A 26,422-nucleotide genomic window follows, 5' to 3' on the forward strand; every position below is an offset into this window, starting at 1 on the left:
AGGTATTTTAATCCTTCATAGTTCATTATCTCATCACGGACATTATCTCCATAAGATATTCTTTCAGGTCTTACCGTTATTTTTATCTTACTCTTTCCCATTCCCTCTCCTGTCCCGCCAAAAATTTTGCATTCTTCCTCTCTTAATTTTTTTATATCCTCTTCTGCCCTAATTGCCCGCCACCACCATCGCATCATGCCCTTGAATTCTGAAGGTCTAAGTTCTGGAGTTCTCCCATCACCCCCTGCCATAAACATCGGAGTTATAACCCTACATTTTAAAATTAACTTATACATTTATGCCTCCCAAAAACAGTTTCTTATTCTCCACATATTCTTCTATCTTCTCCACCATCAACCAGCCTCCGTAAAAATCATTTCCCTCCTTTTCCTGATACTCCTTTCTTTCAGAGGCAGCTGAAATATCGCAAAGTTTAAGTAGATGATGAGCTAATGCTACCTGCATCCTTCTTTGATGCTGTTCCAATAAGCCACAACCCCTTGACCATTTCCTTAAGCCCCTTGCCATCTCTTTTAAGTCATTAATGATAAGATTCTTTGCCTCATCTGGAAATAAATTATTATCTAACTTAGAGGTCTCTTCATGCCAGATTATATTTCCTTCGTAATCAACTATATCCTCCAATATAGCCTGCACATCGGGTCTTTCAATATTGTCTCCAAGAAGCCCACTATCTGTATGATGAATGGCTACTGCAAAGCTAAGAGGTTCCCTTATATTTACAGGGAGAATTTTATAAAGGAGGGCTGCACCAATAGGTGCATGGGAAGGCAATTTTTTATTAGTCCCTAAGTTTTCCTGCCATTTGTAGGTGAGTTTTCCGAGGTCATGAAAGAAAATCATTTTCATAAAGGCTTCTTCTAAATGGTTATGCGGAATAACTCTTGAAATTGTAGTTTTAAACAGAGGATAAACAAGGCGAAATCTTTCCTCACACCTTTGAATATGCTCTATATAGTTTTCCCCTGGAGCACTAAATAAAATACCCGGCATCAGGCACCACCCCTTTAAGCTCATCATAATAATCACTTTCAAGGAGATAATAACTGAAAGGTGATATATCTTTTTTCTTATCTTTTTTCTTATCTTTTACCTCTTGAATCTCTAAACCCTTTTCTTGGTCAAAATTAATCTTATATTTTAAAACTCCATCCTTTAATAGTCTCCATCCAACTCTAAAGTCTACACTTATGGAATTATCCCTAATGTTTGTTTTATTAATTGCATCCTTAATCCTTTCTTCTTTTTTTCGCCCTTCACCTATTGAAAGGTTAACAACTACAAGGGTAATGGGTTTTCCCTCTCTAACCTGTATATTTGAAGGTTTAGAATCAGCATATAGAACACACTCATACAAGTCAATCAGGGTATCCCTTGCCTCATAATCATTTGCCTTGTAATCAAGGGTAGCATCAACAAAGGAGCAAACCTCGTTAAAGTTTTTGATATTGAAATTGCTATTATTTTGTAACCACTCGCTGGTCTTTTCTAAATGCTCTTTTTTGTATGGTAAATGCCCATTATCATCTTCAACATGGAAGATAATCATCTCTCCCTTTTCTCCTTCATATCTTGCGCATCTTCCAGCCCTCTGCACAAGTGAATCTGCTGGAGCTAATTCTGTAAGCAAAAGCTCTGCCGAAAAATCTATGCCTGCTTCAAGCACCTGAGTTGAGACTACTATGCCAGTTCCTTCTGGTTTTATAATTTTTCCGTCTTCTCTATGGGGCATAAGAGAAAGTGCCCTTGTTTCGTGTTTTTCTCTATCTTTTCTTGTAAACTGCGAATGAAGCAAGACTATCTCATTCTCCTCTAAATCAAGTCTCTTTTTAATTTCTTCATAAACCTTTTGAGCTCTACTTACCTGATTTAAAATTATCAGTGTCTTTTTGGATTTTATTTTTTGTAAGAGTTCATCTGAAAAATTCACTTCATTGCCTCTGACAAGAGGCTCTTCGCATAGGGTTATCTTTAGAGTTGAGTTTAAATCTATCTTCCCGATAATCTTCCTGCCTTCATCTATGTCAATATTTTCAAAAAGGCTATCCTCTAAGCTTTTAGGCATAGTAGCAGTCATAACTATGAAGGGAATATTACTTTTATGGAGTATCTCCATCAGGGCTCGCATTATGGCAAAGGTAAACTCATCTCTATACATATGAGCTTCATCAAATACCACCAGAGATGAGGCAATGGCACCAGCAGGCACATCAATATGTCTGCCTACCTGATGGCTTGACCTTGCAAAACCATAAAGAAACTGGTCAAGGGTTGTTACAACTATGTCTGCTATGAAAAAAGGTGAGTTGGGGAGGTCTCCATGCTGAACTTCAACTGTGATGTGGGGCGAAATTCTTTCTGCATACTTTTTGATCCTCTGAGCAATACTATTTACAAGCACCCTCATGGGTAAGACATAAATCAGCCTTGGAGCGATGAAAAAGTTTTTATCAATAAATTGAGATAAAAATGGAGCAAGAACTGCTTCTGTTTTACCTGAACCAGTGGAAGCCCTGATTAAGAGTGGAAATTCATTTTTATTGATTTTCTCCCATAATTCTTTTTGAAAATAACGGCATTTAAAATTAAAAAAATTAATATAAAAATTATTTACTTCTTCCATTAGTATCTTTATTCTATATTTTTATTATAAGTAATTAATAACTAATGAGTCAATATTTTATAAGTGATTTAAAAATTTATGTTTTCAAAACCTTTATAATACTTTATAATAAAATTATGAAGTTTTTATATCAGAGACTTATGATAAAAACAAGTATATTCTACTTTCTTGCAGGAACATTGATTGGTTTTTTTATGTTCCTTGGTTACAATTTTGAAAATTTTTCCTTCTTTTTTAAACTTAGAGAAGTCCACGCACATCTACTTTTTCTTGGATTTGTTATTCAGATGATAATGGGAGTTGGCTTATGGATGTTTCCAAGAAAAACACCACAGGAACCAGAAGAGAGAGTCAAATTATACAGAAAGGAAGAAAAACAGGGGCTTTCTCTCTACTTTCTTTTCAATTCTGGAACAGTATTGAGAAGTATTTTTGAAGGATTCATTCAATATAAAAATTTTTATTACCTTGCTCTTTCAGGCGTAATACTCCTCGTTTTATCCATATTTTACTTTTTTCTTTTAATTTTACCAAGAATAAGAAAACCCGGTAAATAATTTATCTTATAATTAGAAATCCTAAAAATGAGGTGAAAATATGACAAATTTAAATGAGCTTGATACAAAAATCATATATATATTTGAAAAGATAACGAACCTATCAAAGGTTTTATTCTGGAATATATCAAAGGAAACAGGTATATCACCTCTTGGAATTCAGGTAATATTATTTCTTGCTGAAAATCCAGCAGAAAGAGCCTTACCATCTTTTATATCCGAGGAACTGGGAGTAACAAGAGCTACACTTTCTGAAGCTCTAAAAACATTAATTAAAAAGGAATTAATAAAAGAGGAGAAAAGTAAAAAGGATAAGAGATACAAATTTTTAAAACTTACAGAAAGGGGAGAAAAAGTTTTAAATAAAATTCTCTCAGGTTACAGAGGCGAAATATCAAAGGGATTAAAAGCATTAAAATTAAGGGATAAAAGAGAACTTTATACTCTTTTACTAAAAATAATTTCAGAATTTCAAGATAAAAACGTTATAAGAATTTCAAGGATGTGCATTAACTGCGCAAATTTTGTAAAAAATGCCTTTCCTGACCCTGTTAAAAAACATTTATGTAAACTTACAGGCAAAAAACTTTCTGATTATGATATAAAAGTTAAGTGTGATTACAGTAAACCTATTTTTTAGTCTTTTCAAAAATTTTTTTATATTCACCGTAGCCTTCTTTTTCTAAATCTTCAAGGGGAATAAACCTTAAAGATGCTGAATTTATGCAGTATCTTAATCCAGTTGGTGCAGGACCATCATCAAATAAGTGTCCAAGATGGGAATCCCCGTGTTTGGACCTTACTTCAACCCTGACCATATTATGGGATGTATCAATTTTATAAATTAAATTATCCTCCTCAAGAGGTTTTGTAAAGGAAGGCCATCCACATCCAGAATCAAATTGATCAAGACTTGAAAACAAAACTTCGCCTGAAACAATATCAACATAAATACCAGGTCTATCATTTTTATAATATTCATTTTCAAAGGGTTTTTCAGTATAGTTTTCCTGTGTTACCTTATACTGAAGTTCTGTTAATTTTTTCTTTAATTCTTCCTTTGAGGGTTTTTTGTATCTCGGGTCTTTTTTGTATTTCAAGTTTTTTAACTTTTCTCTCCAAACATTCCATATAAATTTCTCTCTACCTGAAAAGTATTTGTAAAAACAGTATCTAATCGGTTCTTTCTTATAAAAATCCTGATGATAATCCTCTGCCTTATAAAATTTTTCAAATTTTTTTATTTCAGTAACAATTGGATTTTCAAAAATACCGGATTTTTCAAGTAATTCCTTTGATTTTTCAGCAAGGAATTTCTGTTCCTCATCATGATAAAAAATTGCTGTTTTATACTGCTCTCCTCTATCTGCAAACTGCCCTTCAGGATCAGTGGGGTCTATATGAGACCAGAAAACTTCTAATAAATCCTGATATGAAATTTTCTCTGGATCATAGATAACCTGAACCGCTTCATAATGACCTGTTTTACCAGATGAAACCTCTTCATAGGTGGGATTTTCCTTTTGACCACCTGTATAACCTGAAATAACATCAATAACACCTTCAATTTTATGGAAGGCTTCTTCCATACACCAGAAACATCCACCTGCAAAGGTGGCTAATTTAAATTTTTTTTCCACAGAATCTCCTCCTTTTATACTTTCTTTATCTTTTAAAAAAATTAACAAAATCAGAAAATAAAAAAATTCCATTTTTATATTTAATATAATATTCTTTCGAAGAATTTTTTTCAACTTTGAAACTTATAAAAATTTGTATTTTAAAGGTTAAAAGTTTATAATTAATTTAATGGAAGTTCTGCGGGGCGTAGCGCAGTCCGGATAGCGCGCCTGGCTTGGGACCAGGAGGTCCGCGGTTCAAATCCGCGCGCCCCGATTATATGAATTCCCTAATTCCACCAAATAACCAAGAATCATTAAAATTTCCAAAATAAATTCTGCTTGAAATTTCATAAAATTAATTTTATAATATATTAAGTATACTAAACTTTTTTAAATAAACTTAAAAGGAGGGGAAATGAAAACCTTACAAAAAAAATATTTACCAATAATAAAAAAATTTAAAAATAGGGTTTCCTTTGATAAAATTGAAAGGAAGCTTTATTCCCATGATATTGCTTCTCTACCCTCACTTATTAAAAAAATATTTAAAAATCCAATTGCTGACCTTGTGGTTCAACCTGAAAATGAAGAAGAAATAGTCTTCCTTGTAAAATGGGCTAAGGAAAATAATATTCCAGTTGTTCCAAGAGGAAAAGCAACTTCAGGGTATGGAGGAGTAATTCCAATCAAAAGAGGAATTGTAATTGATTTTTACAGAATGAAAAAAATTATTAATATAGACCCAGAAAAGGAACTTGTAACCTGCCAGCCAGGAATTACCTGGGAACAGCTTGATAAAGAACTTTTAAAACATGGATTAACTTTAAGACTTTATCCAACAAGTTACCCTTCTTCAACAGTTGGTGGATGGTTTGCTCAAGGAGGTGCTGGAATTGGTAGTTATGAATACGGATATTTTGGAGAAAATGTTAAAGCCATTAAAGCAATATTACCAGACGGAACCGTCAAAAAAATTGAGGATGATGAACTTGATTTATTCTATGAAGCAGAAGGAACGACCGGAATAATAACTGAGATTACTTTAAAAGTAAAACCTTATGAAGAAATTGAAGTAAATGCCTTTGCGACACCTGATATAGAGAAACTTAAAAGCTTTATTGAAGAAATTATAAAAATGGATTTAAAAATCTGGTCATTAAGTTTTATAAATCCAAGGATGGCTGAACTTAAAAATAAAGCACCTTTAAATGAACACAAAAAGGAAGAAAAAATTCTCTTACCTGCTGCATACATTCTTACAATAGCCTACAGAAAAAAGGACAAAGAAGAAGTTTTAAATAATCTTAAAAGTTTAGCAAACAAGTATGAAATTAAAATTTTAAGTGAAGAAATAGCAAGGCATGAATGGGAAAATAGATTTAAAATAATGGTTATCAAGAGACTGGGACCATCCCTTGTTCCCTCTGAATTTATAATACCTCTTGAAAATTTGGATAAATGTCTAAAAGAAATAGAAAGTAAAATTAATAAAAAAGTTGTAAAAGAAGCTGTAATTATTAAAAATGGAAAATACGGAAAACCTGAAGTGGTTGTGCTTGGCTTTATTCCAAGTGATGAAAGAAAATTCAGTTATAACTTTGTTTTCGGACTTGTTTTAACAATTTTAAAAATTGCAGAAAAATATGGAGGAAGACCCTATTCAACAGGACTTTATTTCTCAAAAAAGGCTAAAAAAATTTTAGGTGAAGATAAAGTTAAGAAACTCAGAAAATTTAAAATTGAAAAAGATCCTAAAAATCTCTTCAATCCAGGAAAAGTAATAACTGATGGATTTATGAGCAAAATTTTAACACTTTCTGAAATATTTGAACCCTTTATAAGACCTTTTGGAAATTATGTAACTTTAAGAATTGGGGAAAAACCTGACAGAGACATAAGGGGAATACCAGCTGATATTGCTTTCTTCTCATATGTGTGTTCTCAATGCGGATACTGTGTTGAAGACTGCACACAATTTTATGGAAGAGGATGGGAAAGCCAGAGTCCAAGGGGAAAATGGTTCTTCTTAAGAGAATTTATTGAAGGCAGAGAAAATTTTAACCAAAAAATGGTTGACTCCTTTCTTGCCTGCACTACCTGTGAGAGATGTAATTTAAGATGTTCAGCCAATCTTCCAATTGAAGAATCCTGGATGGAATTAAGGGGAAAACTTGTAGATGAAGAAAAGAAAATGACTTTTCCTCCCTTTGAAATGATGGCTCAAGCTTTATCAAAAGAAGGAAATATATGGGCTGGTTATAGAAAAAATAGAGCAGAATGGTTCCCTCAAGATCTCAAAGAAAAGTATTACAAAAAGGAAAAAGCACCTTATGTTTATTTTGCAGGTTGCACTGCAAGTTATGTGGAACAGGACATAGGTATAGGAACTGTAAGGCTTCTTGATTCAGCTGGAATTGACTTTACATATTTGGGAGACGAAGAGAATTGCTGTGCAACACCAATGCTTGTAGCTGGTAAATGGGATCTTTTTAAAGAAACAATGAAAAAAAATATTAAAGCTGTAAAAGATAGAGAGGCAAAATTTGTTATAACCTCTTGCCCCGCCTGTGATATGATGTGGAGAAAAGTTTATCCAGAATGGGCTAAAAAACTCGGAATTGAATACGACATTAAAGTAAAACATTATAGTGAAGTAATAACTGAAAAAATTAAAAAAGGAGAGTTTAAATTTGAAAAATCTAAAGATGAAAAAATTAAAGTGACTTTCCATGATTCCTGTCACATAGGAAGGGCATCGGGAATTTATGAAGAACCAAGAGAGTTAATAAAGGCAAATCCAAATGTGGAATTTGTTGAGATGAAACATAATAGAGAAAACTCCCTTTGCTGCGGTTCAGTTCTCACTCTTATAAAAGAACCAGATGTTGCAGCAGAAATTGGTGACACAAGATTAAAAGAAGCAATTGAAGCAGGTGCACAAAAAGTTCTTGCCCTCTGTCCCTGCTGTGAATTTCAGTTAAGAGTAACTAAAGAGAAAAAAAATTTACCTCTTGAAATTGTTGACCTTGCAAGATTTACAGCTGAAAGTCTTGGTTATGAATTACCTGATCCCAATCAAGAAGTTAAAAGAGGATGGGCAGTTTTTGAAAAGATGATAAAACTAATGACACCAGAGGGTTTTGCTAATCTAATGGAAGAAATGTTTCCTGATATCTTAAAAGCAATGCCACTTGGAATGGGGAAAATAATGAAATTTATGGGAAAAATTCCAATTACTCTTTATGCTATGAAACCTATGTTTCCTATTCTCTTTCCTATTCTTATGCCAGTAATTATGCCTAAGGTTATGCCAAGAATGCTTGAACTTGTTAAAGAAAAAATAGATATGCCAGATTACATGGAAGAACAGATGCCCGAGCTTATGCCTAAAATTGTAGATAATTTAATGCCCCATATGCTAAAAGATGTTATACCAATTGTTTCTGATCCACTTATTGAATATTTAAAGAATTAAAAATTATTTGATTTTTTTAGTATTGATATTTTAAAATTTTGAATTATAATAATTAAGGAGGGGAATATAATGAAAAAAAATGATTTACCTAAATCCCTAATAAGATATCTGAGGTGTATATATGTACTGAGTCAGAAAAGAAAGGTTGTGAGGGTTAAGGAAATAGCTTTAAGAATTAATGTTACCACCTCTGCTGCTACCCAGGCTATAAAGGAATTAGCTAAAAGAGGACTTATTTTACACGAACACTATGGATTTGTAGAATTAACAGAAAAGGGAGAGAAAATCGCTCGGGAGTTTTATGAAAAGGCTCAATTCTTTATAAATTTCTTTACTCAATTTCTAAATATACCCGAAGAAATTGCAGAAGAAGATGCATGTAAAATGATAAATATCTTTAACATTATAACTCTCGAAAAATTTAAAAACTTTATTGAAAAAATAAAAAAACAGAAGGTTCTTTCAAAATAGTAGAAATTTAAATTTTTATTTTATACTTAAACAAATGAAGCAAAAGAGGACAATTAAACTTATTGGAATAGCAGGAAGTTTAAGAGAGAAATCTTTCAACAGAAGAATATTAAGGGAAATTAAAAAAAAATGTCCCAGTGATATAAAATTTGAAATTATTGAAATAGGAAATATACCTCTTTTTAATCAAGATATTGAAGAAAGTGGAACACCTGAAAGTGTTATCAAATTAAAGAAAAAAATAAAAAATTGTGATGGGGTAATATTCATAACACCAGAATATAATCATTCAGTTCCTGGTGTTTTGAAAAATGTTATAGACTGGATTTCAAGAGGAGAAAATCCACTTAAAGGTAAACTATGTGCAATAGGCGGAGTAACAACCGGAAATTTTGGAACAGCAAGAGCACAGAAACATCTTATTGATATCCTTTTTTCTCTTAAAGCTTTTATATACCCTGAAACCCTGATGATATCTAATGCTGATGAAAAATTTGACAAAAATCTTAAATTAAAAGATAAAAAAACAGAAGAAAAAATAAAAAAATTTTTTAATAATTTTTTAGATTTTATCAGAAAATTTTCTTATCATTATGAACTATGAAAAAAATAAAATTACAAGACCTTTATACACCTTATACTGAGATAAAGGAAGAACTTTTTCCACTCCTCGAAAAGATTTTTTCTGAAATGAATTTATACCTGGGACCATACCAAGAGGAGTTTGAAAAGAAATTTGCTGAGTATTGTGGAACAAAATATTTTGTTTCTTTATCTTCTGGAACAGATGCATTACATCTTGCCTTAAGGGGAATAGGTGTAGAAAAGGATGATGAGGTAATTTTACCTTCCTTTACCTTTTTTGCAACTCTTGAAGCTGTTTGGATGGTTGGAGCAAAACCTATCTTTGCTGAAATAAAAGAAGATGATTTTACAATTGATCCTGAAGATGTAAGGAAAAAAATAACTAAAAAAACAAAAGCAATAATTTTAGTACATATCTTTGGAACTCCCTGTGATATGGATGAATTCTGGAAAATCAAAGAAAATTACCCAGATATTATTTTAATTGAAGATGCAGCACAAGCCCATGGAGCTATCTATAGAGATAAAAAAGTCGGTAATTTAGGTGATGTTTCTGCATTCAGTTTTTACTATACAAAAAATCTTGGTGCCCTTGGAGAAGCTGGGGGAGTTTCTACAAATAACAAAAAAATTTATGAAAAAATAAAACTTTTAAGAAATCACGGGCAGAATAAAAGTTACTTCAGTGAAATTATGGGTTTCAATTTTAGAATGGATGAAATTCAAGCTGCTATATTACTTTTAAAACTCAAACATCTTGATAAATGGAATTCAAGGAGAAGAGAAATAGCAAAAATTTATCACGAAAACCTTAAAAGTTTAAAGGAAATAAAACTTATAAAAGAAAATAAAGAAAAAAATTCAGTTTATCATCTATTCGTCATAAGAACAAAAGAAAGAGATAAATTAAAAGAGTATCTAAAAAGTGAAGGTATTGAAACAGGTATTCATTATCCAGTCCCCTGTCACTTACAGCCTGCTGCTAAATTTTATGGTTTTAAAGAAGGTGATTTAAAAATAACTGAAAAAATATCTAAAGAAGTCCTCTCACTCCCCTGTCACCCACATTTAAAAGATGAGGAAGTGAATTTTATTTGTGAAAAAATTAAAGAATTTTATTTATAATTAATTTTTCTATAAGGTTCAAAGCCTTACAAAAAAACAAAACAAAATGAAAAAATTATTTATAACAATCTCATTATTATTTTTTTCCTGTGTATCAAATCCCCATTCCACATCTGTAAAAATATACATGCAACAAGAGAATTTTACAAAAATGATTGAAGAAGCTGAAAAATGGGCAAAAGAAGAGCCTAATAACCCTGAACCTTACTTATGGATTTCAAGAGGCTACACTTATATGAATAAGTACAAAGAAGGAGCAAATTACCTTTTTAAATCCCTTGATATGGGATTAAAAAAACCACTTGAAGAAGTTGATAAAACAACCCTTTTTAACGCAGGAATTATATCGGGTCAAGAAAAAGATTATGACTTTGCAATAAAGTGCTTCAATAAACTAAAGGAAATTGAACCTCAAAACCCAAAAGTCTATATGAATCTTGCTGCTTTTTATCAAGGGAAAGGGGAAACTCAAAAAGCAAAGGAAATTCTTGAGGAGGGATACAATAAAAACCAAGGAGATCCGCAAATGTCCTATTATCTTGCGAGATTTTATTTAGAGGAGAATATAGCAAAAGCAGAGGAAATAGTAAGAAATAACATAAATAAAGAACTTACTCCTGAGCTAAAAGCAAAATACTACGAATTGCTCGGTGAAATTTATACAAATAAAGAAAATTATGAAGAAGCAGAGAAATATTTTAAAGAAGCTTACAAATCCGATTCCTCAAACATCAATTATCTCTTTAATATTGCCCTTTCCAATTTCTTTTTAAAAAAATATGATGAATCAATTAAATATTTTGAAAGATATGCAAAGAAAAATCCTGAAGATGCTTATGCTTATGAGTATATTGGAAGGTCATATCATCTATCAAAAAATTATATAAAGGCTATCGAATTCTATAAAAAATCTCTTTCACTAAGAGAAAGTTCAAATGTATATAGATTAATGGCTGATTGTCTTTCAAGAATTGATAAGAAAAATGAAGCCCTTGATGCCTTCAAAAAGGCAGAAGCACTGGAAAAGGAGGGAAAATGAAAAGAGATTTTTTATCAATGCTTGATATTAATTCTGAAGAACTTTTAAAGATTCTTGAATTTGCAGAGAAGTTTAAAAAGGGAAAAACAGAAAAAATTCTTAAAAATAAAATTTTTGCTTTAATTTTTGAAAAACCCTCGTTAAGAACAAGAGTAAGCTTTGAAACAGGGATAAAAAAACTCGGTGGAGATTCAATTTATCTTTCCCAGCAGGATATAGGAATGGGTAAAAGGGAAAGTGTAAAAGATATTGCAAAAAATCTTGAAAGATGGACTGATGGAATTATTTCAAGAGTTTTCTCCCATGAAACACTTCTCATTCTTGCAAAAGAAAGTAAAATCCCTGTTATAAATGCTTTATCTGATCTTGAACATCCATGTCAGATTTTAGCTGATCTTTTGACTATAAAAGAAATTTCAGGTGATTTAAAAGGACCCCTTGCTTTTGTTGGTGACGGAAACAATGTTTGTCACTCCCTGATCCTTGGATTTTCTTTAGCAGGAGGTGAAATAAGGGTTGCAACACCAAAAGGTTATGAACCAAAAAAAGAAATAATGGATAAAGCAATTGAAATAGCAAAAAAAACTGGTGCAAAAATACTTTATACCTATGAACCCTATGAAGCTGTTAAAGGAGCAAAATTTGTGTATACAGATGTGTGGGCCTCAATGGGACAGGAATCTGAAGCTGAAATAAGAAAGAAAATTTTCATAAATTACCAGGTAAATTCAAAACTAATTGAAAAGGCTGATAAAGATGTAAAATTTATGCACTGTTTACCAGCTCACAGGGGAGAAGAAGTCACTGAGGATGTTCTTGATTCTGAGTATTCTGTTGTATATGAACAGGCAGAAAACAGAATGTGGGCTCAGATGGGACTTTTTAAATTTTTATTTAAGTAGCCCTCTTCTAATCCACTCTTTTTTTGCACTTCTTTTATTTTTTAAATGTTCTTCATAAGTTTTTGAAAATATATGAGTTCCGTCTCCTCTTGCTACAAAAAAAAGATACTCAGTTTTTTCAGGATATAAAGCTGCCTCAATACTTTTTTTGCCTGGAGAACATATAGGTGTTGGAGGCAGTCCCTTATTTTTATATGTATTGTAGGGGGAATCCATTTTTAAAAATCTTAAGGGTAAAGGGAAAAGGGGCTTTGGAAGAAGATACTGGATTGTAGGGTCAGCCTGTAAGGGTATCCCCTTTTTAAGTCTATTGTAATAAACAGAAGAAATTATTTTTTTCTCATAATCAAAAATTGCCTCTTTCTCAATTATAGAAGCAAGTGTCAGAATTTCCTCAAGACTTAACTCTAACCTGTCCTTAATTGTATCATAACCAAGTTCTTTAATAACTTCAAAAAAACGTTTTATAAAAATTTCAAGCACTTCTTTTTCTGAAAGAGAATAGGATAAAATATAAGTATCAGGGAAAAGGTAACCTTCAAGATTTTGAGGAACACCATACTCAAATAATTCCTTAAAATTCTCTGGATTCTGGGCTAATCTATTTAACTCATCATAATCATAGCCACCTTTTTCTGAAAGCAATTTCAGTATTTTTCTAAGTTCATATCCCTCTGGAATTGTAATTATAAGTTCAAAATTTTTTTCTGCATTATCAATATTTTTAAAGTTTAAAAAAGAATTTCCCGAATTTATAATTTTCCACTCTCCTGCATAAAGCTTAAATTCTGGATTATAAATTTTCATAAAATAAATAAATTTTTCATGGCTTATTATCCCTTTTTCTTTAAGTTTCTTTGAAAATTCACTGATACTTTCCCTGTACCTGACAAATACTTTCTCCTCTTTACCTTTAAGATTGAAAAGAGGTGAATAGAGAATTATTTGTAAAAAAAAGACAAAAAAAGAAGATGCTAAAAATAAAAATCTCAAGGCTTTATATATTTATTCTATCTGCGTATTTTCCAATAAAGGGCAATTTCTCCTTTTTACCAGAAAGAGTATTGAAAATACCTAAAACAAATAAAAAAAACCAATAAATAAGACCAAGAGGTAAAATAACAAACCATCCTATAAACGGGATAACTCCTCCAACTATAAAAATTATCAAAAAAAACAAAAATAAAACTATCCCCTGCTTAACATGAAATTTCACAAATTCATCTTTTGGTTCAATAAGAAGAGGAATTAAAAAAAGAATCCAGAAATAGGAGAGTAGTGCAATATACCTTTTATCTATTTCACTATGTCTTTCATTCATTTATAAATTTTATATTCATAAATTAAATTATTTCAATCTTATCAAAAGAGAAATCAAAAGGGTTAAAATCAAAGCATAAAAGGCACTTATAAAATCATCAAGAAAAACTCCATTAAAATTTTTTATTCTTTCAACTTTTCTTATAAATAAAATCTTTTTGATATCAAAAAATCTAAATATTAAAAAATAAATTAAATACAAAAAAATATCCCTCTTTAAATAAAAAACAAGTAAAACTCCAGTAACCTCGTCAATCGTAAAAAAATCAGGATCCTTATCTCTTAAATAATCTCTCAAAATAAAATGCAAAAGATAAAAAAAGATTATTAAAAAAGATACAAAAATATAAGAAGGTTTCAAAAAATAGAGAAAAATCAGGGCAATTAAACTTGAAACAGTTCCCTTCATCGTAGGTAAAATTTTTCCAAGATAAAAAAAAGAACCTAAAAATACAAATCTATTAAAAGAATTCTTTAAAAAAAATTTAAAAGTTAAAAAACCTGATATTATGCCAAGGTAATCAGATATAATATCATCTAAACTTACATCTCTGTAAGGTAAAAGAGATTGTAAAATTTCAATTAAAAAAGGAACTAAAAGAATAAATATTTTTTCTTCCCGTTTATCACAAAAAAGTGAAAAAAGAAAAAAAAATAAAAAATGATAAAATATATCAATTCTTATAAAGGTTGAGCCAGTATTTAAGGGTACTAAACTTACAAATATTAAAAAAGTTAAAAGAGTTAAAAAATTTAAACTAAATTTATTATATATCTTCAAAAACATAAGAAACTAAATCCTTTTTCGATATAAACTCCTTTTTTCCTTCTGAATCAATAAGTGCATATTCTTTTTTTTCCTTCAGTAATTTTTTTAAAACATAAAAAAGTGTATCATTTCCGTCTATTTTTAAATAATCTTCTTTAACATTTTTAACTTTTTTAAAATCCTTTGCTTTCAATTCTATCATCTCTATAATCTTTATAAAAAGACTTTTTTCCGATTCACTTAAAATTTCCTTTACATCACCTGTAAAAAGAATAAGTTCAAGTTCATGTAAAAAATGAAAATTTTTTACCTTAATTTTCTTATCTCTTACTTTTATTTTCTCTGCAACAAAAGTAAAAGGATAAATCACTATTCTGTAAAAAGGATATCCGTATATTAAAAATTTAAAAGGATATTTTAAAGCAATATTCTTTGGAAGAGTTTCAAAAAAGATAAAAATAATAAAACCAAAGAGTATCGTATCTATTATTGTGAGCATATCTTTATTTAATTTTAAAACTTCAAATGTTATACTCGAAAAAATTGATGAGGAAAGGGTATTGCTCAATGTGTTAATTCCAACAATAGTAATTATAATAACTCCCGGATAAAGAAGAATTTTCTCAATTATCTTCTTCTTTTCCTTTTTAAAAGGATATCTTAAAGCTTTTTCCTCTGACAAAGTGAAAAAAGCCGTTTCTGTTCCTGAGGCAAGGAAGGAAATAAAAAGGAAGAAGATCAAAAGAATTAAATTAATAAGTATTATCATATTAATTTATTTAAAAGTTTTCTTTCTTTTTTTTCCATTTTTATTCTTTCATGGTTATTTTTATGATCATATCCCATTATATGATAAAAACTATGAATTATTAATTTAAGAAAATCCCTTTTATTTTTTACAAAATCTGAGCATATATAGATCTCACCAATTTCTCCAAGGTTAAAGGAAATGCAATCTGTTTTTTTATTTTTTCCTAAAAAATTTTTATTAATTCTTTTTATTCTTTCTCTTCCAACCATCACTATGTTAATTTCTTTAACCTCGGAATTTTCTTTTTTTATTTCCCTTTTTAAAATTTTTTCTAAATTTAATTTATCCTTTTTCTTAAGAGGTATCTTCTTTTTTGTTGTTTTAAAAAAATTAAGATTAAACAATTTTTTCTTTTGCTTTGAGAGGTGGATAAGTCACCCTAACATGAAATCTGTGAATAAGTTTCGGTAAAATAGCTTCCTTTATTTTTTCCATATCCTTCCGTGTAATTTCACATTCATCAAACTGACCATCAGAAAACCTATGATTTATAACATCATCAATAGCATCCCTAATACTTTGAAATTCATATTTTTCAAGACTTCTTACCTTTGCCTCAATTCCATCTAAAAGCATTATTATTGCTTCCTCTTTCTTTTCTGGTTTTGGACACTTGTACCTGTATTCTTCTTCCCTTACATCACTATTTATTTTTTTTGCCTTTTCATAGAAGGAAAACATGAGAAGAGTTCCATGATGTCTTTCTATTATTCTTATTATACTTTCCGGCAACCTATATTTCTTAGCTAACTCTACCCCCTTTTTAACATGATTTTGCAGTATAGTCACACTTACAGTTGGTGATATTTTGTTATGTGGATTTTCTTGAGGATCTTTAAGATTTTCAACAAAAAATTTAGGATTTTCAATTTTACCGATATCGTGGTATAAAGCACCGACTTTCGCAAGGAGAGGATTTGCCCCTATTTTTTCTGCTGCAATTCTTGCCAGTTCTGACATCTGTATTGAATGTTCAAAAGTTCCAGGTGTTTTACTTTCCAGTTCTTTTAAAAGGGGGTGTTCAGGATTTGAAAGTTCAAGAAGGACAAAATCGGTAGCAATTCCTAAAAATTTTTCATGAAGGGGAAGTAATGTAATTGTTCCGATAATTGATAAACTTGATGAAAAAAGAGAACTTATAAAGATCTCACCATTTGTTATCTGGAAACTGGCATAGATTTTGAAAAAGAATGAAAGAATTATTGATAGAAAAAGGAGTATAAAGAATCCAAAGATCAAATCTAATCTATTTCTTAAAAATTTTGAAATGAGAATACCTGAAATTCCTATGGTAAGAAAATATATTAAAAAAAATAAACTAAAACCCGAATAAACTGCACATAGAATTGAGAGTATGATCGTTAAAAATAAAGCAAATTTTCTTCCTGTTACAAAATAGAAAAAAAATGGTATAAAAGCAAAAGGTATATAAAGGGAACTTTTTGTTATTTTTATTATTAAACTTGATAAAAACATGAACAAAAGTGAATTGAAAATTATAAGTAAAAGCATTTTTGTATCACCGTAAATTTCAGGGAAAAGAAATCTTACAGAATAATAGGAAAAAAGCAGAATTATGAGAAAGAATATGTACCTTAAGGAAAGTATAAAAATCTTTGATATAAAGGATTTTCTTTTTGCAATTTCCATTGCCTCAAGTTTTTCTATTTCTATTTTTGAAAGTGGTTCACCCTTTTTGGCAATAACTTCGCCCTTATATACAACTCCCTTGAATTCTTCAATTCTTTCAAGTAATTTCTGCTTTCTAATTTTAGTTTCCTCAAAATCAATTTTGTAATTCGGAACTATAAAAGGAGAAATTAATTCCTCAAATAAAAAGGAAAGTTGCTCTTTAAAGGGAAAAACTTTTATTGCTCTTTCTTTTATGATTTCTTTTATTTCTGATAAAGAATATATCTTGTTTACTGGAAAAAATTTATCTCCTTCTGGGGTAAGAAGAATTACAAACTCACTATTTAATTTCCTTATTGTATCAATATCTTCAAGAATAACATAATCTTTTATTTCTTCATAGGTTTTATTTATTTCCTCTATAAATTTTTTTCTTGTTTTTATATCCAGATTCTCAAGCTGACTTTCTATAAGATTCTGGTCAAGACTTGGTCTTAAAACAGGAGAAAGTACAAGGGTAAGTCTTTTTAAAATTTCTTCCCTTTCCTTTCTTATTTCTTCTTTTGATTTAGGAATTTTAAAAGTAAAGGTAGCTATTATATCCCTCTGTGGGACTTCACCTATTCTTAAGGTATAAATCTTTTCCTCTGAAAAAGGTAAAAAGTATGTTATCAAAACTGAAAATATAAATATGGAAAAAATTTTAAGAAGTCTTTCCTTCCTTCTTATTTCCCTCATACTTTTCAAAGGCAATTATAATGGATTTAACAATAGGATGCCTTATGATATCCTCTGAGCCAAAATAAATAAATTTTATGCCTTCTACTCCTTTTAAAATTTTTTCTGCGATTACAAGTCCCGATTCCTCCTTATCTTTCAAATCTATCTGTGTTATGTCACCTGTTACAGCAACTTTTGTTTTTAAACCCATTCTCGTTAAAAACATTTTCATCTGAAGGTAATTTGTATTCTGAGCTTCATCTAAAATAACAAAAGCATTTGAAAGAGTTCTTCCCCTCATGTAAGCAAGAGGAGCAATTTCTATTACTCCTGTATTCATTAGTTTTTTTATTCTGTCATAAGGCATCATATCAAATAAAGCATCGTAAAGGGGTCTTAAATAAGGATCAACCTTTTCCTGGAAACTACCAGGTAAGAAACCAAGTGATTCTCCAGCTTCTACTGCGGGTCTTGTAAGAATAATTCTCTCTACTTTTTCTTCCCTCAAATGCTCAAGAGCACAGGCAACTGCAAGGTATGTCTTACCTGTTCCGGCTGGTCCTATTGAAAAAACAAGAGGATATTTTCTTAAAGCATCAACATAATGTTTCTGATTCTCTGTTTTGGGAGTAACTATTTTTTTAGGCGTTATAATAGAATCCTTGTATTTTTCAACATTTTTTAAATAATTATCCTTATTCAAAATATCAATAATCTGATCAGGTTCAAAAAAATTTCCTTCTTCAGCCCTTTCATCAAGTTTGGATAAAATCTCCTTCAATTTTTTGAATTCTTTTTTATCACCTTCAAATTTAATTTCTTCACCTCTCACTGTTATTTTACCTGAAAAATATTCCTGTAATACCTTGAGGTTTTGATTTAAAACCCCAAGTATTTCTCTTAATTTTTTAGGTCTTACACTAAAGGTTTTTATTTCCACACCTTAAATTAAAAGTAAAAACCCCCTCACAGGGAGGGGGCTCACTTTTTTCCTTATCCTTTTTAATCTATTATCTCGGTATAATAAGTTCCTGTCCAGGGTATATAAGGTCAGGATTTTTAATCTTTTCTTTATTTGCTTCATAAATAACTTTCCACTTCTTTCCATCTCTATAAATCCACCAGAACTTCGCTATTTTCCACAAATAATCTCCCTTAATTACTGTGTAAGTTTTATCAAGCCCATGGGGAATCTTTAATTTCCATCCGGGATAAATAAGATCTGGATCCTTAATAAGATCTCTGTTTGCTCTCCATATTCTTGGCCATGCTTTATAAGTTCCATAAATAAAAGGATATTCAGCTATTTTTGCGAGAAAATCACCTTTTTTAACTTCATATTCTGATGGATACTTACTAAGCTCTCTCTTTAATGCATCTATTTCATTTTGTAAAGAAGAAATCTCATTATCAAAAGGGGTAAGTTCACTTTTTCTTGCTTCAAGTTCACTTTGACAGGAACTTAAATTTTTAGTAAGCTCTTCAATTTTACTCTGGAGTTCCTTAATACGAGCCTGTGCATCCTTTTCAGTTAATTTTTCCTGAGCAAAAAGAGAAAAAACAAAAAAAGAAAATATAATTAATTTTTTCATTTCCTTAGCCTCCTTTTAATAACCCTGTTTTATAAGTTCAAGTAATGTTTTTAAAGAATCCCTTTCTGCCCTTAATTTTTCTATCAATTGAGATTTCTCAGTTTTCTGAGCATCAATATTCCTCATTTCTTCCTCACATTTAGCAATTTCTGATTGAAGTTTTTCTATCTGAGCCTGAAGTTCCTGGATTCTCTGCATGGTTTCTTTTGAAGCCATTTTCGGTCCACATGCAACACTCAGGGCAAATATCATTGCCCCAATAAGAACTTTAAATCTTCTGTCCATATTTTAAAAATATTATTAAAGGGGTTTGAACCCAAATACTTTTATTTTATATAATAAATCTTTTAAAACTTTCTTTTCAAATAAAATGAAACTTGTTGAAAGAATTTTCCCGAAAGAAAAACCCTTACCCTTTGAGGGAAGTTTAAAAAAAATTGAAATAGATGAAGATACTCTTTTTGACCTTGAAAAAATAGCAATTGGAAGTTTTTCTCCCCTTGAAGGCTTTATGACAAAGGAAGAACTAGAAAGTGTTTGTGAAAAAGGTAGATTGCCAAATAATTACCCCTTTACAATTCCTATACTCTTACAGATAAAAAAAGAAAAAGTAAAGGAAATTCCTCATAAGGGAGAGCTTCTTTTATCATACAGAGGGGAAACATTTGGAATGATAGAAATTGAGGAAGTTTATGGTTTTGATACCGAATATGTATCAAAAAAGGTCTTTGGAACTCTTTCACTGGATCATCCAGGTGTTTTTCTTTTAAAATCAAAAGGTGATTTTGCCATAGGTGGAAAAATCTGGCTTTTTAAAAGACCACCTCATCCCTTTTCTGAATATGAACTTACTCCAAAGGAGACAAGGGAATTTTTTATGAAAAAGGGCTATAAAACAATATGTGCCTTTCAAACAAGAAATGCTCCACACAGGGCGCATGAATATTTACAGAGAATAGCTCTTGAGATAACTGACTGTCTCTTTATTCACCCAATTCTCGGAAGAAAAAAAGAAGGAGATTTTTCAAATGATTTAATTTTAAAAAGTTACCATGCCTTAATTGATAATTATCTTCCTAAGGAAAGAGTTTTATTATCAGGGCTTACAACACCTATGAGATATGCAGGACCAAAGGAAGCAGTTTTCCATGCAATAGTAAGGAAAAACTACGGAGCAACTCACTTTATTGTTGGGAGAGACCATGCTGGGGTAGGTAATTTTTATGACCCTTACGCAGCCCATAGAATCTTTGATCTATACCCCGACATAGGTATTGAAATAATAAAGGTAAAATCAGTTTTTATATGTATTAAGTGTGACGGAATAGCCTCTGAAAATACATGTCCTCATGAAGAAAGATTCAGGGAATATATAAGTATGACAAGTATAAGGAAAGCACTTAAAAATAAAGAAAATTTAAGTGAAAAAATTTTAAGAAAAGAAGTATTTGAAATTTTAAAGGAAGAATATAAGTAATGTTTTTTAAAAGAAAAAAGCGAATGTTCATACTGGGACTTGATGGTGTCCCTTTCTCTTTTTTAAAAAACTACACTGAGAAAAGGAATTTACCTTTTTTAAAATCTCTATTTAATGAGGGTGATTTTAAAAGAATGGAATCTGTATATCCTACCCTATCCTCTGTTGCATGGACAAGTTTTTTAACAGGTAAAAAACCAGGTTCCCATGGAATTTTTGGATTTATTGATATCCATGATGACCTATCACTTTATATTCCAAATTATAAAGATATAAAAACAAAAACTCTGTTAGAGATTTTTTCTGAAAACAAAAGAAGTGTTTTACATATAAATTTGCCCATAACCTACCCACCTCCTGATATTAAAAACACTTATTGTATTTCTGGATTTATTGCTCCAAAAATTGAAAAAGCTACCTATCCTCAAGAATTAAATAAACTTTTAATAAAAGAAAACTACATAATTGATCTTGACCCTTGGATGGCAAGAGAAGAGAAAAAAAGAGAAGACTTTTATAATAAATTGTTTTTAGCAACAGAAAAAAGATTTAAAGTTTGTGAAGAAATTATGAAAAAAAATTATTTTGATATTATCATTCTCCATATAATGGAACCTGACAGATTATTTCACTTTTTCATTAAAGAAGATAATAAATTAGAAAAATACTTTCATTTTCTTGATGAAAAAATAAAAGAATTTGTTGAAAGAAATGTAAAAGATGAGGATGAACTTATATTGCTTTCCGACCATGGTTTCACTGAACTTAAAAGTGAAATTAATATTTTTCCCCTTTTAAAGAATAGAGGAATTTTTAAATTTAAAATAGAAAATTCACAAGAACTGAAGGATATTTCAGAAGATTCAAAAGCATTTACAATGACTCCAGGAAGAATTTATTTATATAAAAAAGAAAGATTTTTAAAGGCAAAATACAAAGAGGAAGAAATAATAAAAGAAGTTGAAAATATTTTGAAGGATCTATTGAATTTAGAAGGAATAAAAGATTTCAAAAGCAAATATGAAATTTTTGGAAAAGAATTTTCAAATATTGCTCCTGATTTTCTTTTAATTTCTGAAAAAGGTTTTGATTTTAGAGCAGAGCTTAAAAATGAAGAAATCTACACAAGTTCCTCTTTAAAAGGGACACATACCTTTGATGATGCTTTTCTTTTTATAAGGGGGAAAAGGATATTAAAGGATAATGTGAAAATTATAGATGTTGCTCCAACAATTCTAAATATACTTGAAATAAGTAATAAATATAATTTTGATGGAGAGGTAATTGTATGAAGGAAGAAGAATTAAAAAATTTAAAATTCATATCTATAAGGGAAAGAAAAAATAAACTAAAAACAGAAGATTTCATAAAAGAAGATATACCTGAAAAAATTTCCCTTTTCCTTGACTTTCTTCCAAAAGTTTTTAAGGCCAAGGATTTGAGAGAACTTGTTATTAACATAAAAAAAGCAAGAGATGAAAAAAAACCAATTATATGGATGATTGGTGATGCTGTTATTAAGTGTGGGCTTGCTCCTTTATTTTCAAAACTTGCAGAAAAAGGCTTTATTACATGGCTTGCAGGTCAGGGTGCTGTTTCCATACATGATTTTGAAATAGCCATGTTCGGAGAAACATCTGAATTTGTTGAAGATACAATAAAAGATGGTAAATTCGGGATGACTAAAGAAACCCACGAATTTTTTTATGAAGCACTTAAAAGGGGTTATAAGGAAAAAAAGGGAATGGGGGAGATAATTCCTCTCCTTCTTCTTGAAAAAAATCCTCCATACAAAAATAAAAGTCTTATGTGTCTTTTAAAGGAAAAAAATATTCCAATGAGTTTCCATGTTGCTGTTGGAACAGATATAATCCATATGTTTCCTTTTCTAAATGGTGATGAAGTTGGTTTTACAACTTTAAAGGATTTTAAAAGATTTGCAATTTATCTTTCCGAGCTTGAAAAAGGAGGAGTTGTTATAAATGTAGCCTCTGCTGTTATAATGCCTGAGGTTTTTTTAAAGAGTTTATCAATTGTTAGAAACTTAGGATATAAGGTTTATAACTTTTTTGCCTGTAATATCGACCAGATTCAGCATTATAGACCTCTTCAAAATGTAGTTGAAAGACCTACAAAAGATGGTGGAAAGGGAATTTCTTTAACAGCAAACATAGAAATATTACTTCCTCTTCTTGGTTCAATACTTCTAAATTCCTAAGATAAAAAAATCTGTAATTTTATTCGGTTTATCTAAACTCCTTGGAAGAAGTTTATACAAAAAGATAAAAGAAAAAGACTATTTAATAAAAGGATTCTCTTTAAGAAAAAAAGAATGGTTCAAAGAAGAATTTTATTTTTTTGAAGATTTCTTTAATAAAAACTTTGAAGCTGATTTTTACATTTATCTTTCAGCAGTATCAGGTGAATTTCAGGTAGAAAGGGATTACATAAATGCTCTTGAAGTTAATGTAATAACCCCTTTGAAAATTTTAAACAGAATAAAGAATGGTCATTTTATTTACATTTCCTCCGCCAGTGTTTATGAAAATAAGTTATTTCCAGAAGAGGAAGAAGCAAATTTTCATAATTCTCTTTATGGCTCAATGAAATTCGCCGCTGAGGGACTTTTAAAAACATTAAGTACTAAAAAGAATATAAAATTCACATCTTTAAGGTTCCCAAGAATTTATGGACCCTTTATGGAGAGAAATCCTGTTTCAGATTTTTTAAAGGCTTTGAGAGAAAAAAAGAAAGAAGTTGTATTATACGATGATTACTCTTCAAGATATGAATACATCTTTTCCTATGATGCAGCAGAATATATTTTAAAAGTCATGGAGCTTGGTTTAGAGGGAATTTATAACTGTGGAAGTGGAATAGTAAAATCTGTTCTTGAAATAAAAAATATATTTGAAAAAATAACTGGGGAAAATTTTAATATAAATTTTAAGGATAAAAGAAAGGGAGTTGATACTCTTAATTCCGAAAAAATCAAAAAATTTTTAAAAATTGAATTTACAGATTTTGAAGAGGGTATAAAAATAATTCTTAAGGAAGAAAATATTATTTTTTAAAAGAAAATTAAAGTTCTATTTCCTCTCTTCCTATTCCAAAACTCTCCCTTGATTTCAATTCCCTTATTTTTTCAATAGCCTTATCGTATTGACCTGTTTTAATCAAATTTACTATATCTTCAATTTCTTCTCTTTTTTCTCCAGTCCCTTCTATATCAAAGGTAAAGGAAGATTTTCCTTCCTCAAATATCAGAAATTCTTCTTTTTCTTTTTTTTCCTCTATTTCAGGTAAATTTATCACATCTTTTAAAAGGGATTTTGAACTTTTTATGAGTTCTTTTTTTATTTCCTCAATAATTTTCATAATTATATCTTAAATCCTGAAAGAAGTAAATTTTCAATTTTCTCTATATAGACCTTAACTAATTCACCTTTTCTTATTCCGTTCCCCCTGAATTTCACCTTAAAACCGTATTCTGAAAGACCCTTTAAAAAATCTCCCTCTTTCTTTTCATAAACAGGCTCTAAAATATTTCCTAAAAGAGAATTTAAAAATTTTTCCCTCTTTTTCTTATCAATTTCTTTCATTATTTCCATCCTTTCCTTCAATTCTTTTTTATCAATCTCCTTTAATTTAGCTGCTTCTGTTCCTTCCCTTTTTGAATAAGAAAAAATGTGAATATAGGAAAATGGAGATTTTTCAATATATCTTTTAGTTTCAAGAAATTCTTTCTTTGTTTCTGTTGGAAAACCAATAATAAGGTCTGTTCCGATACTGAATCTTCTCTTTAATTTCATAATTGAATTTAAAATATTATCATAAAATTTAATGGTATAGGGCCTTTTCATATCTCTTAACACTTTTTCTGAGCCACTTTGAAGGGGAATATGTAAGTGTGGAACAATTTTTTCCTCTGTAAGCAAATCATAAATTTTATAAATATGAGAAGGGTGTAAAGAGGATAGTCTCACTCTAAAATCAAAATTTAAGGAAAGTAGTTTTTCAAGTAAGGTCCTTAAGGAAATATTTTTGTCAATATCTTTTCCATAATCACCTATCTGTGTTCCTGTTAAAACAATCTCTTTATAACCTTTTGAAACTGCAATTTGAACTTCTTTTACCAGTGTAGAAATATCGTATGATCTTGATTTTCCTCTTCTCATGGGAACTATGCAGAAAGTGCATCTATAGTCACAACCCTCCTGTATTTTAAGAAAGTATCTTGCATGGTTCGATTCTTCAGGTGGTAAAACATTTATGTTCCCGTCTTTTTCGTCAAATTCTTTTAAAAGGTCATTAAAATTTAATATTCTAATTCTTTCATCTTCCTTAAAAAGATAAATGGCACACCCTGTTATAAAAATTTTTGCCCTTTCATTTATTTTTTTAATTCTGTTAAAAATTTTTTTTGAGTCTCTGTCAGCCTTATGAGTTACTGTGCAGGTATTTAAGAAAATATAATCAGATTCGTAAATATTTGGTGTGTATTCAAATTTCTTTGAAATAAGAAGGGCTTTTAATTTTTCACTTTCAGCAATATTTGTCCTGCAACCGAGGGTAAAAATTGTAAACTTTCCCAAATTTTTTACATTTTTTCAAATCTGATATCCTCTTCTTCATCATCTTCAAGGGCAAGGTCAAGAACAAGGGGGCTTATTTGTTTTACAACAATTCTTTCTTTACATTCAGGACAGGAGAATTCATATCCTATTTTTTTTAGGGGCACCTCAATTGTTGCCTCACACAAAGGGCACTTTGCTTTTTCCATATTTATATAATAGTTTATCAAATTTTCCAAAATCAAGACGCTATTTTAAAATAGAAAATTTTTTAACCCTTTTCTCCCTCCCCTTTAAAACCGCAAAATATATCCCCTTATTAAATTTATTTTTAAAATCTATTTTGTAAATTCCTGGCTCAAGCTCTTTATTTATAATATTTAAAACTTTTCTTCCTGACACATCTTTATATCCCATACACAAAGATGTTTTTATTACTTTATGAGCATAGGTTTATCCAATTTATATCTCCTAATGCAATAATTGGAGATGTTGTAACCCATCTTTCATTAGAAAATTCTGAATAAATTCCATCCCTATATGCTCTTACTTTATAAAAGTAGTCCTTAAATTTTGAGACATAGTTATCGGTCCATGTAATTTCTCCTGTTCCCTGTCCCTGAGTTGGATATGGATAAATTGAATGCCAGTTTTCATTTATTCCTTTCCTCCATATTTCATAACCTGATTCATAGTTTGAATTGTCATTCCAGGTTAAAGTAAAAGAGTTGTAAGGGGATAAAGAATTTGTGGAAAGGTTTGTTGGGGGGTTTAAGCCTATAAAGAAGGAAAGATTTAAATAAGAAGGATGAATCTCATAATTTTTACATTGAATCCCGAAGCTTACTATGGTTGTTTGACCTATAGATGCCGAATTTGAGGCAGATACTGGAAATGTGAGTATCCCTTCAGAACCCGGGGAGATATTTCCGGGAAATATAACATGCTGAGGAGTGGAAATATACCAGGGTGGTTGTATCACACTTCTTTTAGGTTGGATAAGAGTTATTGAGGTGTTATTGTGAATATGCAGATTTATTTGTGCTTGAGCTCCTGGTGGGAGCTCCAAATTTAAAGAGATTAATACAAATAATAATTTCATTTTAA

Annotated in this window: 29 protein-coding genes and 1 tRNA gene; 13 read left to right on the top strand and 17 right to left on the bottom strand. The window is 30.1% G+C overall.

Features of this window, described 5'->3' with window-relative positions; all coding sequences use genetic code 11:
- From cmr1 to cas3, 3 genes are all read right to left on the bottom strand, one after another.
- The coding region (cmr1, locus tag ABIN17_05885; protein ID MEO0284585.1) for a type III-B CRISPR module RAMP protein Cmr1 at positions 1-296 on the bottom strand (296 nt) is incomplete at its 3' end.
- The gene (locus ABIN17_05890) at positions 289-1,014 is read right to left on the bottom strand and encodes a CRISPR-associated endonuclease Cas3'' (protein ID MEO0284586.1); all 726 of its coding nucleotides are present in this window, start codon (positions 1,012-1,014) and stop codon (positions 289-291) included. The genes cmr1 and ABIN17_05890, both read right to left, overlap by 8 nt.
- A complete protein-coding gene (gene cas3, locus ABIN17_05895) occupies positions 995-2,644 on the bottom strand; it encodes a CRISPR-associated helicase Cas3' (GenBank protein ID MEO0284587.1) in 1,650 nt (549 codons plus the stop codon). Before cas3 ends, ABIN17_05890 begins: the two co-directional genes overlap by 20 nt.
- A 116-nt stretch (positions 2,645-2,760) precedes the next feature.
- On the opposite strand from cas3, the gene ABIN17_05900 reads away from it, so the two are divergent.
- Positions 2,761-3,201 carry a hypothetical protein gene (locus ABIN17_05900; protein MEO0284588.1) on the top strand — a complete coding sequence of 147 codons (441 nt, stop codon included), beginning with the start codon at positions 2,761-2,763 and terminating at the stop codon, positions 3,199-3,201.
- A gap of 40 nt (positions 3,202-3,241) precedes the next feature.
- The gene (locus ABIN17_05905; GenBank protein ID MEO0284589.1) at positions 3,242-3,841 is read left to right on the top strand and encodes a MarR family winged helix-turn-helix transcriptional regulator; all 600 of its coding nucleotides are present in this window, start codon (positions 3,242-3,244) and stop codon (positions 3,839-3,841) included.
- Here the strand turns inward: ABIN17_05905 and msrA are convergent.
- Positions 3,831-4,841 (bottom strand): peptide-methionine (S)-S-oxide reductase MsrA, encoded by a 1,011-nt coding sequence (gene msrA / locus ABIN17_05910; protein ID MEO0284590.1) that lies wholly within the window; start codon positions 4,839-4,841, stop codon positions 3,831-3,833. The two genes, ABIN17_05905 and msrA, sit on opposite strands and share 11 nt — an antisense overlap.
- A 181-nt stretch (positions 4,842-5,022) precedes the next feature.
- On the opposite strand from msrA, the gene ABIN17_05915 reads away from it, so the two are divergent.
- The 7 genes from ABIN17_05915 (at position 5,023) to argF (ending at position 12,420) form a co-directional block, all read left to right on the top strand.
- Positions 5,023-5,097, top strand: a tRNA-Pro gene (locus tag ABIN17_05915).
- A 141-nt stretch (positions 5,098-5,238) separates the two neighbouring features.
- Positions 5,239-8,298: an FAD-binding and (Fe-S)-binding domain-containing protein gene (locus ABIN17_05920; GenBank protein ID MEO0284591.1), complete on the top strand. Its 3,060-nt coding sequence runs from the start codon at positions 5,239-5,241 to the stop codon at positions 8,296-8,298.
- Between the two features lie 69 nt (positions 8,299-8,367).
- A complete protein-coding gene (locus ABIN17_05925) occupies positions 8,368-8,769 on the top strand; it encodes a metal-dependent transcriptional regulator (protein ID MEO0284592.1) in 402 nt (133 codons plus the stop codon).
- A gap of 34 nt (positions 8,770-8,803) precedes the next feature.
- On the top strand, positions 8,804-9,373 hold the full coding sequence (locus tag ABIN17_05930; protein MEO0284593.1) for an NAD(P)H-dependent oxidoreductase: 570 nt from the start codon (positions 8,804-8,806) through the stop codon (positions 9,371-9,373).
- The gene (locus tag ABIN17_05935; protein MEO0284594.1) at positions 9,370-10,479 is read left to right on the top strand and encodes a DegT/DnrJ/EryC1/StrS family aminotransferase; all 1,110 of its coding nucleotides are present in this window, start codon (positions 9,370-9,372) and stop codon (positions 10,477-10,479) included. Before ABIN17_05930 ends, ABIN17_05935 begins: the two co-directional genes overlap by 4 nt.
- 46 nt (positions 10,480-10,525) lie before the next feature.
- Positions 10,526-11,518, top strand: coding sequence for a tetratricopeptide repeat protein (locus ABIN17_05940; protein MEO0284595.1), 993 nt, complete (start codon positions 10,526-10,528; stop codon positions 11,516-11,518).
- Positions 11,515-12,420: an ornithine carbamoyltransferase gene (gene argF, locus ABIN17_05945; GenBank protein ID MEO0284596.1), complete on the top strand. Its 906-nt coding sequence runs from the start codon at positions 11,515-11,517 to the stop codon at positions 12,418-12,420. The genes ABIN17_05940 and argF overlap by 4 nt, the downstream gene beginning before the upstream one ends.
- On the opposite strand, the gene mltG is transcribed toward argF, so the two are convergent.
- The 9 genes from mltG to ABIN17_05990 all read right to left on the bottom strand — a co-directional run bounded on the left by mltG (position 12,409) and on the right by ABIN17_05990 (position 19,549).
- The gene (gene mltG / locus ABIN17_05950; GenBank protein ID MEO0284597.1) at positions 12,409-13,413 is read right to left on the bottom strand and encodes an endolytic transglycosylase MltG; all 1,005 of its coding nucleotides are present in this window, start codon (positions 13,411-13,413) and stop codon (positions 12,409-12,411) included. The genes argF and mltG overlap by 12 nt on opposite strands.
- A gap of 4 nt (positions 13,414-13,417) precedes the next feature.
- Positions 13,418-13,741 carry a hypothetical protein gene (locus ABIN17_05955; protein MEO0284598.1) on the bottom strand — a complete coding sequence of 108 codons (324 nt, stop codon included), beginning with the start codon at positions 13,739-13,741 and terminating at the stop codon, positions 13,418-13,420.
- A gap of 27 nt (positions 13,742-13,768) precedes the next feature.
- Positions 13,769-14,527, bottom strand: coding sequence for a phosphatidylglycerophosphatase A (locus tag ABIN17_05960; protein MEO0284599.1), 759 nt, complete (start codon positions 14,525-14,527; stop codon positions 13,769-13,771).
- Entirely contained in the window at positions 14,508-15,278 is a 771-nt protein-coding gene (locus tag ABIN17_05965) for a CNNM domain-containing protein (protein ID MEO0284600.1), read from the bottom strand. Before ABIN17_05965 ends, ABIN17_05960 begins: the two co-directional genes overlap by 20 nt.
- Positions 15,275-15,664, bottom strand: a complete 390-nt coding sequence (gene ybeY / locus ABIN17_05970; GenBank protein MEO0284601.1) for an rRNA maturation RNase YbeY — start codon at positions 15,662-15,664, stop codon at positions 15,275-15,277. The genes ABIN17_05965 and ybeY overlap by 4 nt, the downstream gene beginning before the upstream one ends.
- Positions 15,657-17,690 carry an HDIG domain-containing metalloprotein gene (locus tag ABIN17_05975; protein MEO0284602.1) on the bottom strand — a complete coding sequence of 678 codons (2,034 nt, stop codon included), beginning with the start codon at positions 17,688-17,690 and terminating at the stop codon, positions 15,657-15,659. Before ABIN17_05975 ends, ybeY begins: the two co-directional genes overlap by 8 nt.
- Positions 17,656-18,612 carry a PhoH family protein gene (locus tag ABIN17_05980; GenBank protein MEO0284603.1) on the bottom strand — a complete coding sequence of 319 codons (957 nt, stop codon included), beginning with the start codon at positions 18,610-18,612 and terminating at the stop codon, positions 17,656-17,658. Before ABIN17_05980 ends, ABIN17_05975 begins: the two co-directional genes overlap by 35 nt.
- Before the next feature lie 70 nt (positions 18,613-18,682).
- Complete coding sequence (locus ABIN17_05985) at positions 18,683-19,264, bottom strand: LysM peptidoglycan-binding domain-containing protein (protein MEO0284604.1); 582 nt, start codon at positions 19,262-19,264, stop codon at positions 18,683-18,685.
- 15 nt (positions 19,265-19,279) lie between these two features.
- Complete coding sequence (locus tag ABIN17_05990; GenBank protein MEO0284605.1) at positions 19,280-19,549, bottom strand: hypothetical protein; 270 nt, start codon at positions 19,547-19,549, stop codon at positions 19,280-19,282.
- A 25-nt stretch (positions 19,550-19,574) separates the two neighbouring features.
- On the opposite strand from ABIN17_05990, the gene sat reads away from it, so the two are divergent.
- The 4 genes from sat to ABIN17_06010 are packed head-to-tail and all read left to right on the top strand — an operon-like array spanning position 19,575 to position 23,815.
- On the top strand, positions 19,575-20,741 hold the full coding sequence (gene sat / locus ABIN17_05995) for a sulfate adenylyltransferase (protein ID MEO0284606.1): 1,167 nt from the start codon (positions 19,575-19,577) through the stop codon (positions 20,739-20,741).
- 23 nt (positions 20,742-20,764) lie between these two features.
- Complete coding sequence (locus ABIN17_06000) at positions 20,765-22,033, top strand: alkaline phosphatase family protein (GenBank protein MEO0284607.1); 1,269 nt, start codon at positions 20,765-20,767, stop codon at positions 22,031-22,033.
- Entirely contained in the window at positions 22,030-22,959 is a 930-nt protein-coding gene (locus tag ABIN17_06005) for a hypothetical protein (protein ID MEO0284608.1), read from the top strand. Before ABIN17_06000 ends, ABIN17_06005 begins: the two co-directional genes overlap by 4 nt.
- 16 nt (positions 22,960-22,975) lie before the next feature.
- Positions 22,976-23,815, top strand: a complete 840-nt coding sequence (locus ABIN17_06010) for an NAD(P)-dependent oxidoreductase (GenBank protein MEO0284609.1) — start codon at positions 22,976-22,978, stop codon at positions 23,813-23,815.
- Between the two features lie 7 nt (positions 23,816-23,822).
- Here ABIN17_06010 and ABIN17_06015 read toward each other — a convergent pair whose 3' ends face one another.
- From ABIN17_06015 to ABIN17_06030, 4 genes are all read right to left on the bottom strand, one after another.
- On the bottom strand, positions 23,823-24,119 hold the full coding sequence (locus ABIN17_06015; protein ID MEO0284610.1) for a hypothetical protein: 297 nt from the start codon (positions 24,117-24,119) through the stop codon (positions 23,823-23,825).
- A gap of 2 nt (positions 24,120-24,121) precedes the next feature.
- Positions 24,122-25,336, bottom strand: a complete 1,215-nt coding sequence (locus tag ABIN17_06020; GenBank protein ID MEO0284611.1) for a MiaB/RimO family radical SAM methylthiotransferase — start codon at positions 25,334-25,336, stop codon at positions 24,122-24,124.
- A gap of 5 nt (positions 25,337-25,341) precedes the next feature.
- The gene (locus ABIN17_06025) at positions 25,342-25,554 is read right to left on the bottom strand and encodes a hypothetical protein (protein MEO0284612.1); all 213 of its coding nucleotides are present in this window, start codon (positions 25,552-25,554) and stop codon (positions 25,342-25,344) included.
- Positions 25,555-25,754: 200 nt separating this feature from the next.
- The gene (locus tag ABIN17_06030; protein MEO0284613.1) at positions 25,755-26,417 is read right to left on the bottom strand and encodes a fibronectin type III domain-containing protein; all 663 of its coding nucleotides are present in this window, start codon (positions 26,415-26,417) and stop codon (positions 25,755-25,757) included.
- Positions 26,418-26,422: the final 5 nt, after the last annotated feature.

The organism is candidate division WOR-3 bacterium (genome assembly GCA_039803925.1).
Taxonomy (GTDB): Bacteria; Hydrothermota; Hydrothermia; order Hydrothermales; family JAJRUZ01; genus JBCNVI01.

Bases quoted from the DNA above. Each gene is read 5' to 3' on its own strand.
- ABIN17_06015 (MEO0284610.1), bottom strand. From the start codon at position 24,119: ATGAAAATTATTGAGGAAATAAAAAAAGAACTCATAAAAAGTTCAAAA.
- argF (MEO0284596.1), top strand. From the start codon at position 11,515: ATGAAAAGAGATTTTTTATCAATGCTTGATATTAATTCTGAAGAACTT.
- ABIN17_05920 (MEO0284591.1), top strand. From the start codon at position 5,239: ATGAAAACCTTACAAAAAAAATATTTACCAATAATAAAAAAATTTAAA.
- ABIN17_05935 (MEO0284594.1), top strand. From the start codon at position 9,370: ATGAAAAAAATAAAATTACAAGACCTTTATACACCTTATACTGAGATA.
- ABIN17_05900 (MEO0284588.1), top strand. From the start codon at position 2,761: ATGAAGTTTTTATATCAGAGACTTATGATAAAAACAAGTATATTCTAC.
- ABIN17_06030 (MEO0284613.1), bottom strand. From the start codon at position 26,417: ATGAAATTATTATTTGTATTAATCTCTTTAAATTTGGAGCTCCCACCA.
- ABIN17_05925 (MEO0284592.1), top strand. From the start codon at position 8,368: ATGAAAAAAAATGATTTACCTAAATCCCTAATAAGATATCTGAGGTGT.
- ABIN17_06005 (MEO0284608.1), top strand. From the start codon at position 22,030: ATGAAGGAAGAAGAATTAAAAAATTTAAAATTCATATCTATAAGGGAA.
- ABIN17_05985 (MEO0284604.1), bottom strand. From the start codon at position 19,264: ATGAAAAAATTAATTATATTTTCTTTTTTTGTTTTTTCTCTTTTTGCT.
- ABIN17_05905 (MEO0284589.1), top strand. From the start codon at position 3,242: ATGACAAATTTAAATGAGCTTGATACAAAAATCATATATATATTTGAA.
- ABIN17_05930 (MEO0284593.1), top strand. From the start codon at position 8,804: ATGAAGCAAAAGAGGACAATTAAACTTATTGGAATAGCAGGAAGTTTA.
- ABIN17_05890 (MEO0284586.1), bottom strand. From the start codon at position 1,014: ATGCCGGGTATTTTATTTAGTGCTCCAGGGGAAAACTATATAGAGCAT.
- ABIN17_06000 (MEO0284607.1), top strand. From the start codon at position 20,765: ATGTTCATACTGGGACTTGATGGTGTCCCTTTCTCTTTTTTAAAAAAC.
- ABIN17_05975 (MEO0284602.1), bottom strand. From the start codon at position 17,690: ATGAGGGAAATAAGAAGGAAGGAAAGACTTCTTAAAATTTTTTCCATA.
- cas3 (MEO0284587.1), bottom strand. From the start codon at position 2,644: ATGGAAGAAGTAAATAATTTTTATATTAATTTTTTTAATTTTAAATGC.
- ABIN17_05990 (MEO0284605.1), bottom strand. From the start codon at position 19,549: ATGGACAGAAGATTTAAAGTTCTTATTGGGGCAATGATATTTGCCCTG.
- ABIN17_05940 (MEO0284595.1), top strand. From the start codon at position 10,526: ATGAAAAAATTATTTATAACAATCTCATTATTATTTTTTTCCTGTGTA.
- ABIN17_05965 (MEO0284600.1), bottom strand. From the start codon at position 15,278: ATGATAATACTTATTAATTTAATTCTTTTGATCTTCTTCCTTTTTATT.
- ABIN17_05955 (MEO0284598.1), bottom strand. From the start codon at position 13,741: ATGAATGAAAGACATAGTGAAATAGATAAAAGGTATATTGCACTACTC.
- ABIN17_05960 (MEO0284599.1), bottom strand. From the start codon at position 14,527: ATGTTTTTGAAGATATATAATAAATTTAGTTTAAATTTTTTAACTCTT.